We start from the raw sequence: 11,165 nt of genomic DNA on the forward strand, positions 1-11,165 counted from the left end.
GGTGGGACCGCCGTCGTCGAACAGCCGGTGATGGCTGGCGCGGGTGGTTAGAAACCGCCCATGCCGCCCATGCCGCCCATGTCGTCGCCGCCGCCCATCGGGGCGCCGCCCTTTTCGGGCTTGTCGGCTACAACGGCCTCGGTGGTGAGGAACAGGCCGGCGATGGAAGCCGCGTTCTGCAGGGCAGAGCGGGTTACCTTGACCGGGTCGTTGATGCCGGCGGCCAGCAGGTCGACGTACTCGCCGGTGGCGGCGTTGAGGCCGTGGCCTGCGGGCAGGCCGCGGACCTTGTCCACGACGACGCCGGGCTCGAGGCCGGCGTTGAAGGCGATCTGCTTCAGCGGGGCGTCGATGGCGACGCGGACGATGTTCGCGCCCGTTGCTTCGTCACCGGAGAGCTGCAGGTTCGCGAATGCCTTGGCACCGGCCTGGATCAGGGCAACGCCACCGCCGGCGACGATGCCTTCTTCGACAGCAGCCTTGGCGTTGCGGACAGCGTCCTCAATGCGGTGCTTGCGTTCCTTGAGCTCGACCTCGGTTGCGGCACCGGCCTTGATGACTGCAACGCCGCCGGCCAGCTTGGCCAGGCGCTCCTGCAGCTTCTCGCGGTCGTAGTCGGAATCGGAGTTCTCGATCTCGGCGCGGATCTGGGACACACGGCCGGCGATCTGGTCGGCGTCGCCTGCACCTTCGACGATGGTGGTCTCGTCCTTGGTGACAACAACCTTGCGGGCCTTGCCAAGGAGTTCGAGTCCGGCGGTCTCAAGCTTGAGGCCGACTTCCTCGGAGATGACCTGGCCACCGGTGAGGATGGCGATGTCGGCCAGCTGCGCCTTGCGGCGGTCGCCGAAGCCCGGAGCCTTGACGGCGACGGACTTGAAGGTGCCGCGGATCTTGTTGACGATCAGGGTGGCCAGGGCCTCGCCCTCGATGTCTTCGGCAATGATCAGCAGCGGCTTGTTGGACTGCATGACCTTTTCCAGGACAGCAACCAGTTCCTTGACGTTGGAAATCTTGGAGTTGACGATCAGGATGTACGGATCCTCAAGGACCGTTTCCTGGCGCTCGGCGTCGGTGACGAAGTAGGCGGAGATGTAGCCCTTGTCGAAGCGCATGCCTTCGGTCAGCTCCAACTCGAGGCCGAACGTGTTCGACTCCTCGACGGTGATGACGCCTTCCTTGCCGACCTTGTCGAGGGCTTCGGCGATCAGGGCGCCGATCTCGTTGTCGCCGGCGGAGATCGACGCGGTGGCGGCGATCTCTTCCTTGGTCTCGATTTCCTTGGCGGAGGCCAGGAGCTCGACGGTGACAGCGTCAACAGCCTTCTCGATGCCGCGCTTGAGGGACAGCGGGTCAGCGCCGGCCGCGACGTTGCGCAGGCCTTCCTTGACCAGCGCCTGTGCCAGCACGGTTGCCGTGGTGGTGCCGTCGCCTGCGACGTCATCCGTCTTCTTGGCAACTTCCTTGACCAGCTCGGCGCCGATCTTCTCGTAGGGATCGTCCAGCTCGATCTCCTTGGCGATGGAAACACCATCGTTGGTGATCGTGGGGGCGCCCCACTTCTTTTCGAGGACGACGTTGCGTCCACGCGGGCCGAGGGTGACCTTGACGGCGTCGGCGAGGATGTTCAGGCCCCGCTCAAGACCGCGGCGTGCCTCTTCATCAAATGCAATGATCTTGGCCATAACGGCAGTAGTCCTTTCGGGACAGTCGTTAAGAATGAACCTTCGCTGTGGTGCCCGCGACGGACGATCCCTACCCCGCGGCCTCTGTATGCCGCCGGGTCCGGGATCTCACCCCAGCAAGGTGTTTCTTTAGCTCCTGGACCGGCTGCCCCACTTCGCGGCCGGGCGGACCGGGCGTCGTGTTAGCAGTCAGTACGCTGGAGTGCTAAATCAATAATTAGCACTCCCCCGGGGAGAGTGCAAGCAGTGCCCGGCCGGAACCGGCCGCCACGCGGGCACAATACGCTACGAGCGATCAGCCGCCGCTGCTGCTCGCCGCTTCCGTTCCGTCCACCGTGGGCAGGTTGTCCTCGCCGTAGGTCGAAACCATGTAGTTCGCTTCGGTGATGTCGCCGTGGGAATCGAAGTTGATCCGTCCGGACTGGCCGTCGTAGTCCGGCCGGTGGCCTGCCCGGAGGACGCCGACGCAGTCCTTGTAGCTCGTGCATGACTCGCTGGGCGGCTGGTTTCCGCCGGCCCCGGTTCCGCCTGCTGCCGGGGTTCCGCCGGAGACCGCGACGAGGGACGCCGCGATGGAGGTCCCGGCGTCGTCCTCTGCCGCGGCGGCGGCGACGGCGGCCAGGACGACGGCGTCGTACGTCTCGGCGGCAAACACCATGTCCTTCAGCCCGGGATCAACGGCCACGAGGTCCGCCTGGAAGGCGGCGGAGGGAAACACGCCGGGCAGGATCCCGCGTGCCCCCTCCAGCGCCCGGGCGCCCAGGCCAGGGCCGTACTTGCTGACTGCGCCGTCGGCGAGGACCAGCTTCTTGCCGGCGAGGCCGGCGTTGTTCAACTCGGCGATGGCGCCCTGAGCGCCGTCGCGCGAGACCAGGATGACGGCGTCGGGGTTGACGGCCTTGGCGGCGGCGACGGCCTGCTGCGCCTGGCCGGGGGTGAACTCCGCGTCCGCCACGACTTCCAGTCCGGACTGCTTCGCCGCACTGCCGACGGCGGCGGCGACGTCTTTGCCGTAGTCGCCTTCCTCATGCAGCACCGCCAGGGTCCTGGCGCCGCCGTCTTTGACCAGTTTGGCGAGAACGGATGCCTGGGCGATGTCGGCGGCCGAGGTGCGGAAATAGTAGCCGCCGCTCTTGTAGTTGCTGAGCGCGGCGGCGGTGTTGGCCGGAGAGATGACGGCTACCTTGGCGTTGGCCAGCACGTCGATGGCCGCCGGGGCACGGCTGGAATCGGTCGGGCCGATCACGACGTCGGCTTTGGCAGCAACCAGCGCTTTCGCCTGGGCTGCGGTGTCCGTGCTGATGGTTTCCGGCAGCAGCTCCACCGGTTTGCCTTTGTGCCCGCCGGCAGCGTTGATCTCCTTGACGGCAAGTTTGGCCGCCGCGAGCTCGGAGGAGTTGAGGAAGTTCTGCTTGCCCGTGCTGTCCAGGATCAGGCCGATGCGCAGGGTGCCGTCACCGCTTGCGTCGGCGCTGGCCACGCGGGCACTGCCCGCGGGGCCCAGGCAGCCCGTCAGGGCCAGGGCCGCTACTGTGCCCGCCGCCAGGGCGCGGCCCAGCGGCAGACGTCCTCCGCGGCGCCCGGCAGCGTTCCGCGGGGCATTCGTGACGGCAGCCAGTACCACTAGGCGGGCCGGACGCTTTCGGCCTGCGGGCCCTTTTCGCCCTCGCCGACTTCCAGTTCCACCCGCTGGCCCTCGTCCAGGGCGCGGTAGCCTTCCCCGACGATCGCGGACCAGTGCACGAAGACGTCGTTCTCGGAACCGTCCACGGTGATGAAGCCGTAGCCCTTTTCGGCGTTGAACCATTTGACGGTTCCCAGTGCCATGGTGTCCACACTTTCAGCTAGCTTGCGTGCGGCCCACCTCGATGTGCGCCGCGGACTGCGAAGAGAAATCCGCAGACACTGTACCCACAGCGTCCCCCAGGAACGCCGGCGGCGGGCAGGGCCGCCACCTAATAGTTATTGAGGCGTAACCGGATTCGCTACTGGTAGCCGGGGCCGAGCACCACGACGAGGGGCATGTTGAACTCGGCGGAGTCCACGAGGGTGTCCACGCCGAGGAGGGCTCCGAGTGCCTCCGCATTGTCCTTCTGCGCGACGCCGCTGTAGAAGATCACCGACGTCTGTTGCGGGACACCGCCCCAGTTGCCTGTCTCGCCCAGGACCCAGCCGTCGGAGGTGACGGTGCCGCCGACGCGGGTGGCGAGGCCGGCGGTGGTGGTCGCGTTGTAGATCGTCACCGGCTGCGTCTTGTCCACAGCGGCGGCTGTGGCACTCGGCGTCGTTGACGGCGAAGCCGACGGCGCGGCGGCGGCTTCCGTGCCGGCGGGCTCCGGGCTCGTCGGCGTGGGGCTGGGGCTCACGGTGCTCGTGGCGGACGGGCTGCTGCTGGCAGATGCGGACGCGCTGCCACCGGCGGTCACGGCCGCGGCCTGGCCTGCGGAGAAGCCGAGCTTCGGCAGGATCAGGAAGGCCACCAGGCCGATGGCCAGGGCTACGCAGCCGGCCGCCAAGATCGGCGCCAGGCTCCGCCGCCGCGATGCCGCGACGGCCCGGTGGACTCCCTGCCGGGTAGAGGTCTCCGGGACCCGATCAAATTCATCCCGAGCGTATTTGGTCATGGTAAAACGACGTCCTTGCTGATTTCATACGGGGTGCCCGAGGCCGGAACGGACGCAACAGGACGTGCGCATCCGGCTGCCCGTGACGCGACTTTACGAATCTGTTCCCAGACGACGGGCAGTGCGGGCACGTTGGCGTGATGTACGTAGTCTACGCAATCTCTTGACCAGCATGGGATCGTGGGCCAGCGCATCCTCGGTATCGATGAGGGCATTGAGGATCTGGTAGTAGTGCGTGGCGGACAGATCGAACAGCTCGCGGATGGCCTGTTCCTTGGCCCCGGCGTACTTCCACCATTGCCGCTCCAAGGCCAGCATCTGCTGGTCGCGGGCGCTCAGCGCAGACTCCGCGGACACCCCGTCCGGGCCCGCGCCTTCGGTTGGGAATACGGCAGAATCCCCTGCGAGCACGTGCTCTTGCGCTGCTTCGGCCACGACACACTCCCTGGCTGGATCCGGTAAAAAGTCAGTCCCCATGCTACGGCCGAATGACAGGGTTGTCATTCGGGCCGGCGCAGAAACGGGCCGGAGCTGGGGAAGAATGGGTGCTGTGTCTGATGCCGAGTTTGACCCCGCCAGTGAACCCGACGCGCTGTTCGAGCTGGAGCCCGCAGCCGCGGACGTCCTTAGCTTCGCGGACCTGGCCCGCCGGCCGCTGGACGCGCTGGTTGCTCCGGACTGGGCCGAGCCGCTGGCGCCGGTGGAGGCGCAGTTGCGCGAAGCCCTCGCCTTCGTCGCGGGCGAAGTGGCCGCCGGGTATGGCGTACTGCCCTCGCCGGCAAACCTGCTGCGGGCTTTCCGGCAGCCCCTGGCCGGCGTCCGCGTGCTGGTGGTGGGCCAGGACCCGTATCCGACGCCGGGGCACGCCGTGGGGCTGTCCTTCGCCGTCGACGGCGCCACCCGGCCGATCCCCCGCAGCCTGGCAAACGTCTACAAGGAACTTCAGGCCGATCTCGGCTTCCCGCCGCGCGTCCACGGGGACCTCAGCCGCTGGGCGGACCAAGGCGTACTGCTGCTCAACAGGGTGCTCAGCGTCCGTGCCGGCGCGGCGGGCTCGCACCGGAACAAGGGCTGGGAGGCCGTGACGGCGGCGGCCATCCGCGCAGTCGCCGGCCGCTCGTCCGTATCCGGTGCGGGCCATGCCCCCCTCGTGGCGATCCTGTGGGGGAAGGATGCCGAGTCCGTGCGGCCGCTGCTGGGGTCCGCCGCCGTGATCGCCAGCGCCCACCCCAGCCCGCTGTCGGCTTCGCGCGGCTTCTTCGGATCCCGGCCGTTCAGCCGGGCCAACGCCCTGCTGCTGGAACAAGGCGACGGGACGGTCGACTGGGAGCTTCCGCCGTTGCCGTAACAGGCCTCCGCGCAAAGCTCCCGCCGGGGGTTCTTGGTTAGGCTTAGCTCCATGACATCCGTCCCCGCCGCCACCACCGCCACCCGGAACTCGCGCCCCCAGACCGATCTGACGGTCCTGCGCAGGGAGCACCTCTCCCCGCACATGGTCCGGATCATCGCCGGGGGCCCTGGCTTCGCCGGGTTCGTCAACAACGACTATGTGGACCGGTACGTCAAGATCGTCTTCCCGCAACCCGGCGTCGAATACCCGGATCCGCTGGATCTGTGGGCCATCCGGGAAACCATGCCGCGCAGTCAGTGGCCGCACACCCGGACCTACACGGTCCGCTGGGTGGACCCGGCGGCGCAGGAACTGGCCATTGACTTTGTGATCCACGGCGACGAGGGACTGGCCGGACCTTGGGCGGCCGCGGCCCAGCCCGGCGATCGCCTGACTTTCACCGGCCCGGGCGGCGGGTACAACCCGGATCCGGCCGCGGACTGGTACCTGTTTGCCGGCGATGAATCAGCGTTGCCGGCCATCGGCGCGGCGATCGAATCCCTGCCGGAGGATGCCCGCGGCCTCGCCCTGCTCGAAGTGGACAGCGACGCCGACGTCCAGGCCATTGCCGGGCCGGCCGGCGTCGAACTGCGCTGGCTGTTGCGCGGCGGCGCCCCCGCCGGCGAGAGCGAACTGCTGGTCACGGCCGTGCGTGACGCCGAGTGGCCCGAGGGCCGGGTGCAGGTCTTTGCCCACGGTGAGCGGGGCTACATGAAGGGCCTCCGGGAAGTGTTCTACGTGCAGCGCGGGCTGGAGCGGGCCCAGGTGTCCCTCTCGGGCTACTGGGCCAAGGGCCGGGTGGAGGACGACTTCCAGGCGGAGAAGAAGCTGCCGATAGGCAAGATCTAACCGCGCAAGATCTAACCGCGCCCACCGCTGCGGAGTTTCCCCACCTTTGCCACCACGACGCCGGGACACGCCGGCGCGGCGGGGTGACACGCCGTCGCGTCCCGGCAAAACGGGGAAACCCGCGCCTTAGGGAGCCGGACGGGCAATCCCCGCAAGCGATCTAGCGGCGGCGGGCCCGGCGCCGTTCATTGCTCGCCAGGCTCCGCGTCAGGGGCCGCGCCAGGGTGTCGCCGAGGACGATGCCAGCAGCGACACCGAGCACGATGGCCCCGGCGTTGAGCATCCCCCCGGCGCCCATGAGAATCTCCGATTCCTCAATGGTCAATACATACATCGACCGGAATATAGTGAGCCCGGGGAGCAGAATCAGGGCGGCGGGAACGGCCACCACGAGCTGTGGGGCGCCCATCCGGAGGGCCACGACGCGGGCCAGCAGGCCGATCACCACGGCAGCCAGGGCCGGGGCGAAGCGGGACCCGATGCCGAGGGCGTCGCCGCCGATGAGGACCAGGTAGCCCACCACCCCCACGGCCGCCGTCGGCAGCAGCAGCTTCCAGCTGGTCTGTTCCGTGATGCCGATCATCAGCACCGCAATGGCGATCAGGATGACGATCACCCACAAGTCATACTTGGGCGGGAATGTTTTGGTGACGTCTATGGGATCCATGCCGGTCATGTCCCCCACGACGAACCCGACGGCGATGCCGGCGACCAGCGCCCCGAAAGTCAGCATTGTGGACAGGAACCGGCCGGCCGCCGTGACGGGGAAGCCGTTGATTGCATCCTGCACCGAAGACACCAGGCGTCCCGTCGGCAGGAGCAACAGGATCCCGCCGACCACCACGATCTCGGGGGCAATCTGCACTCCCAGCGGGCTGCCGAAGCGCCACAGCAGCAGGGCGATGATGGTCACCAGGAACGAACACGAGGCAGTGATGAAGAAGTCCGGCGTGCGCCAGCGGCCCAGCTGGCGGGCCAGCAGGCTGACCAGCAGGTTGGAGAGGAACGCAACGACCGAGGCGCCCAGTCCGCCGCCGAGGACACCGACGAAAACGGCAGAGAACACGCCGAAGGCCACGGTGACCATCCACCGCGGGAACGGCTTGGCGCTGCGGGTGATGTCCTCCAGCCGGCGCACGGCTTCCTCACGGCCGACGCCGCCTGCCACGATGTCCGTCACCAGCTGGTGCACTTGCGAGAGGCCCGCGTAGTTGTTGGTCCAGGACCGCACCACGCGCAGCAGCGAGATGGGCGTCTGGTCCTTGGGTGCGTAGTTGATGGCCACCGACTGGTTGGTGATGTCCACCTCGATGTTCTTGAGGCCAAGCGCCGCGGTGATGGCGATGATGCTGGTCTCGACTTCGAGGGCGCCGGCCCCGTACCGGAACATGGATTCGGCCAGCTTCAGGGCGAAGTCGATGGTCTTGCGGGCAGCGGCGTCCACGCCGCCAACCTGGATCATCGGGTTGGCGTAGGGGCTGCCGGCGAGCCGGTCGACGATGCTCATCGGCGCGGTGGGCGGGTTTTCGCCCTGGACCAGGCGGCGCAGCATCCTCTTGGCGGCGGCGTTCTGGCGCACCTGCATGGCCGACATTGGCTGGGTCCTGGGCAGGCCGTCCGTGGGTGGCCTGCGGTGGCCGTCGTTTCCGTTGTTCATTCCGGCCTCCTCACTGTCCTTGGCTGACCTTGATTGTCTTTGCTCGGTTTAGTAAAACTGCTGGCCCGTGCGCCGGGTGTAGATCTGGCGCGCGACGCGCTCCCCCGCCGCCATCCATACCTTGTACTTCAGCGGACTCAGGACCTGGTCATAGCAGCCGACGAAGTCGGTCACGGTCTTGCTGAAGCTGGTCTTGAAGAGCCCCAGCCCATGGAACGGGTTCGACGTGTCCTTGAGCTTGTCGCTCGGCGGCGTGCCGCAGAAGTCGTATTCCGTGCAGCCGAGGTCCTTGACCTGGTTGATCGCGGTCCACTGCACGAGGTGCGAGTCACCGTACTGGCCACGCTTCTGCAGGGAGCCACCGTCCTTGTACGTTCCCTTGCGGCCGTAGTTGATCACGAACGCGCCCACCGAGGGCACGCCGTTTTCGTACACGAAGAGCAGCCTGCCCTGGTCCCGGGCCAGGAAGTTGGTCCAGAACTGGCGGTAGTACTCGTACTCGCGCACCCGGACCTGGGACTTGGCTTCCACCGTGGTGGTCATCAGGGCGTACATGGCCCGGAAGTTCTCTTCCGTGGGCTCGACGTTGTGGACTTCCACGCCCTCGCGGATGGCGCGGCGCACGGCGTTGCGGCCCCGGGAGTGCAGGTTGCGCAGCAACTGGTTTTCCTCCGGCGCAATATCAAGGAGCGCCGTGGAGTCGTTCGGCTGCAGGTTGTGGGTCTTGACCAGGCCGGCGCCCTCAAGGATCCGCGCGGCGTCGTCGGACAAGACAACATCCGGTTCGATCTTAATCGCGAAGACGCCCAGCTTGGCCCTCTTGACGAAGTCCGCGTTCGCCGCAACAATCCCGGGGATGTCCTCGACCGACGCCACGTCCGGTCCCTTGATCAGGTACCAGAGCTTGCCGAGGACCGGAAAGGACTTCTCCAGGACCAGGTTGTAGCTCGTGTAATCGGCCGACTCGTACACCAGGTGCAACGGCTTCCAGCCAAAGTGCTGCTTGACCTCGGCGAAGGCTTCCGATTGCAGGAGATTGCCGCCGTTGGGGTTCGCGGTGACGTGGGCATCCCAGCTGGCAATCTCTTCGGCAGAGGCAAAACGGGCAGTGAATTCTCGCAAGGGTGCGGTATCCAATCATTGCGGTACGAGCTTCGGCGGCATGCGGACATGCAGCCCCAAGTCTATCGGTCCGCACCCTGCCGCCGGTCCGGGTCAGGCGGTTACGCTGGTCTCATGCAGGCTCAGCAACAACCGGTGGAAGGCCATCCCGGAGTGCCCGGCGGCCGCTCGCGGAGCGCGGGCAGCGGCTTCTCCCAGGTGCTCGCGCTGCTGCTGTTCCTCGGCGCCTCGGCGCTCGTTGCGGGCCTGGGCGGCCTGGCCACGGCCAACCACGTCAACGGCTGGTACGCCACCGCGGACAAGGCCCCGTGGTCCCCGCCGAACTGGGTTTTCGGGCCCGTCTGGACGTTCCTGTACGCCGCCATGGCCGTCGCGGCGTGGCTGGTCTGGCGCAGCCGCGCCCCGGGGTCCAAAGCGGCCCTGACAGCCTACGGCGTGCAGTTGGGGCTGAACCTGCTCTGGACGCCGGTCTTCTTCGCCCTGTACCCGGCGCTCGGGACGCCGGCGCTGTGGATCGCGTTCGGGATCATCGTGGCTTTGGCCGTGGCCGTGGCCGTGACTGTGGTGCTCTTCGGACCAATCAGCCGGACGGCAGGACTGCTGATGCTGCCCTACCTGTCCTGGATCGTGTACGCATCGTCGCTGAACCTGTGGGCGGCACTGCACAACTAGCGCCTGCACAACGAGCCCCTGCACAGCTGCAGGCCGCATGCCCGGAGCAGCCGGCCAGCGCCTCAGCCCCGGCCGGCGGCGGTCAGTTTCCTAGCACTCCACCACGTTGACGGCGAGGCCGCCCATCGCGGTTTCCTTGTATTTCGAGCTCATGTCCTTGCCGGTTTCGCGCATGGTCACAATGACTTCGTCCAGGGAGACCCGGTGCGTGCCGTCGCCCCACAGCGCCATCTTGGCGGCGTTGATGGCCTTGGCGGCGGCGATCGCATTGCGTTCGATGCACGGGACCTGCACGAGCCCGCCGATCGGATCGCAGGTCAGGCCCAGGTTGTGCTCCATCGCGATTTCCGCGGCGTTCTCCACCTGCTGGGGCGTGCCGCCTATGACTTCGGCCAGGCCGGCGGCCGCCATCGACGACGCCGAGCCCACCTCGCCCTGGCAGCCGACCTCCGCCCCGGAAATCGAGGCCTGCTCCTTGTACAGCACCCCGATCGCGCCCGCGGTCAGCAGGAACTTAACCACGACGTCGTCGCGGTCGGCCTGGGTGGCCTTGTCCATGCCGGGGGCGAAGTGCAGCGCGTAATAGAGCACGGCCGGGATGATGCCGGCGGCGCCGTTCGTGGGGGCGGTGACGACGCGGCCGCCGGAGGCGTTTTCCTCGTTCACGGCCAGTGCGATCAGGTTGACCCATTCCTGCCAGTACTTCGGGTCCCGGAAGTCGGGGTCCTGATCCAGGGTTTCCTTCATCAGCCGCTCGTGCCAGTCCGGGGCCCGGCGGCGGACCTTGAGCCCGCCGGGCAGCAGGCCGGTGCGTTTGAGGCTGACCTCGACGCAGCCTTCCATCACAGAGTAGATGTGCAGCAGGCCCTCCCGGATCTCCGCCTCTGTGCGGGAGGCGCGCTCGTTGACCAGCATGATCTCGCCGATCGAAAGGCCCTTGGACTGGCAGCGGCCCAGCAGTTCAGCGGCCGTGCGGAACGGCAGGGGAAGTTCTTTCTTCGATTCCGCGAGTTCCTTCAGGGCCGCGTCTTCCTCGCCGTCGCGGACAATGAAGCCGCCGCCGACGGAGAAGAACGTGGCTTTGTGGACGGTGTCGCCCGCGGCGTCGGAGACCGTGAACGTCATGCCGTTGGTGTGCCGGGGCAGGATGGTCAGCGGCCGCAGGA

General features: G+C 67.5%; 11 protein-coding genes. 3 read left to right on the forward strand and 8 right to left on the reverse strand.

Annotated elements, in window-relative coordinates; genetic code table 11:
* Positions 1 to 47 precede the first annotated feature (47 nt).
* The 5 genes from groL to B5X90_RS18380 all read right to left on the reverse strand — a co-directional run bounded on the left by groL (position 48) and on the right by B5X90_RS18380 (position 4,744).
* A complete protein-coding gene (gene groL / locus B5X90_RS18360; protein WP_079555368.1) occupies positions 48 to 1,685 on the reverse strand; it encodes a chaperonin GroEL in 1,638 nt (545 codons plus the stop codon).
* A gap of 295 nt (positions 1,686 to 1,980) precedes the next feature.
* Positions 1,981 to 3,249: an ABC transporter substrate-binding protein gene (locus B5X90_RS18365; protein WP_079555378.1), complete on the reverse strand. Its 1,269-nt coding sequence runs from the start codon at positions 3,247 to 3,249 to the stop codon at positions 1,981 to 1,983.
* 59 nt (positions 3,250 to 3,308) lie between these two features.
* Positions 3,309 to 3,512, reverse strand: coding sequence for a cold-shock protein (locus B5X90_RS18370; RefSeq protein ID WP_026266832.1), 204 nt, complete (start codon positions 3,510 to 3,512; stop codon positions 3,309 to 3,311).
* 158 nt (positions 3,513 to 3,670) lie between these two features.
* Complete coding sequence (locus tag B5X90_RS18375) at positions 3,671 to 4,309, reverse strand: LytR C-terminal domain-containing protein (protein ID WP_079555369.1); 639 nt, start codon at positions 4,307 to 4,309, stop codon at positions 3,671 to 3,673.
* Between the two features lie 93 nt (positions 4,310 to 4,402).
* The gene (locus B5X90_RS18380) at positions 4,403 to 4,744 is read right to left on the reverse strand and encodes a DUF3263 domain-containing protein (RefSeq protein ID WP_143264811.1); all 342 of its coding nucleotides are present in this window, start codon (positions 4,742 to 4,744) and stop codon (positions 4,403 to 4,405) included.
* A 106-nt stretch (positions 4,745 to 4,850) separates the two neighbouring features.
* On the opposite strand from B5X90_RS18380, the gene B5X90_RS18385 reads away from it, so the two are divergent.
* Both B5X90_RS18385 and B5X90_RS18390 read left to right on the forward strand, forming a co-directional pair.
* A complete protein-coding gene (locus tag B5X90_RS18385; RefSeq protein ID WP_079555370.1) occupies positions 4,851 to 5,657 on the forward strand; it encodes a uracil-DNA glycosylase in 807 nt (268 codons plus the stop codon).
* A 51-nt stretch (positions 5,658 to 5,708) separates the two neighbouring features.
* Positions 5,709 to 6,548 carry a siderophore-interacting protein gene (locus B5X90_RS18390; protein ID WP_079555371.1) on the forward strand — a complete coding sequence of 280 codons (840 nt, stop codon included), beginning with the start codon at positions 5,709 to 5,711 and terminating at the stop codon, positions 6,546 to 6,548.
* 160 nt (positions 6,549 to 6,708) lie between these two features.
* On the opposite strand, the gene B5X90_RS18395 is transcribed toward B5X90_RS18390, so the two are convergent.
* Both B5X90_RS18395 and B5X90_RS18400 read right to left on the reverse strand, forming a co-directional pair.
* Complete coding sequence (locus tag B5X90_RS18395) at positions 6,709 to 8,205, reverse strand: threonine/serine ThrE exporter family protein (RefSeq protein ID WP_079555372.1); 1,497 nt, start codon at positions 8,203 to 8,205, stop codon at positions 6,709 to 6,711.
* A gap of 48 nt (positions 8,206 to 8,253) precedes the next feature.
* Positions 8,254 to 9,327: a lipid II:glycine glycyltransferase FemX gene (locus B5X90_RS18400; protein WP_079555373.1), complete on the reverse strand. Its 1,074-nt coding sequence runs from the start codon at positions 9,325 to 9,327 to the stop codon at positions 8,254 to 8,256.
* A gap of 114 nt (positions 9,328 to 9,441) precedes the next feature.
* Here B5X90_RS18400 and B5X90_RS18405 point away from each other — a divergent pair, with 114 nt between their 5' ends.
* Complete coding sequence (locus B5X90_RS18405) at positions 9,442 to 9,999, forward strand: TspO/MBR family protein (RefSeq protein ID WP_079555374.1); 558 nt, start codon at positions 9,442 to 9,444, stop codon at positions 9,997 to 9,999.
* Positions 10,000 to 10,089: 90 nt separating this feature from the next.
* Here B5X90_RS18405 and B5X90_RS18410 read toward each other — a convergent pair.
* A partial coding sequence (locus B5X90_RS18410) for an L-serine ammonia-lyase (RefSeq protein WP_079555375.1) occupies positions 10,090 to 11,165 on the reverse strand: 1,076 nt, incomplete at its 5' end.

This window comes from Arthrobacter sp. 49Tsu3.1M3 (genome assembly GCF_900168135.1).
Taxonomy (GTDB): domain Bacteria; phylum Actinomycetota; class Actinomycetes; order Actinomycetales; family Micrococcaceae; genus Arthrobacter.

What these genes read in the sequence shown, in the direction of transcription:
- groL (WP_079555368.1), bottom strand. Translation starts at nt 1,685, where the DNA reads ATGGCCAAGATCATTGCATTTGATGAAGAGGCACGCCGCGGTCTTGAG.
- B5X90_RS18370 (WP_026266832.1), bottom strand. Translation starts at nt 3,512, where the DNA reads ATGGCACTGGGAACCGTCAAATGGTTCAACGCCGAAAAGGGCTACGGC.
- B5X90_RS18375 (WP_079555369.1), bottom strand. Translation starts at nt 4,309, where the DNA reads ATGACCAAATACGCTCGGGATGAATTTGATCGGGTCCCGGAGACCTCT.
- B5X90_RS18385 (WP_079555370.1), top strand. Translation starts at nt 4,851, where the DNA reads ATGGGTGCTGTGTCTGATGCCGAGTTTGACCCCGCCAGTGAACCCGAC.
- B5X90_RS18390 (WP_079555371.1), top strand. Translation starts at nt 5,709, where the DNA reads ATGACATCCGTCCCCGCCGCCACCACCGCCACCCGGAACTCGCGCCCC.
- B5X90_RS18395 (WP_079555372.1), bottom strand. Translation starts at nt 8,205, where the DNA reads ATGAACAACGGAAACGACGGCCACCGCAGGCCACCCACGGACGGCCTG.
- B5X90_RS18405 (WP_079555374.1), top strand. Translation starts at nt 9,442, where the DNA reads ATGCAGGCTCAGCAACAACCGGTGGAAGGCCATCCCGGAGTGCCCGGC.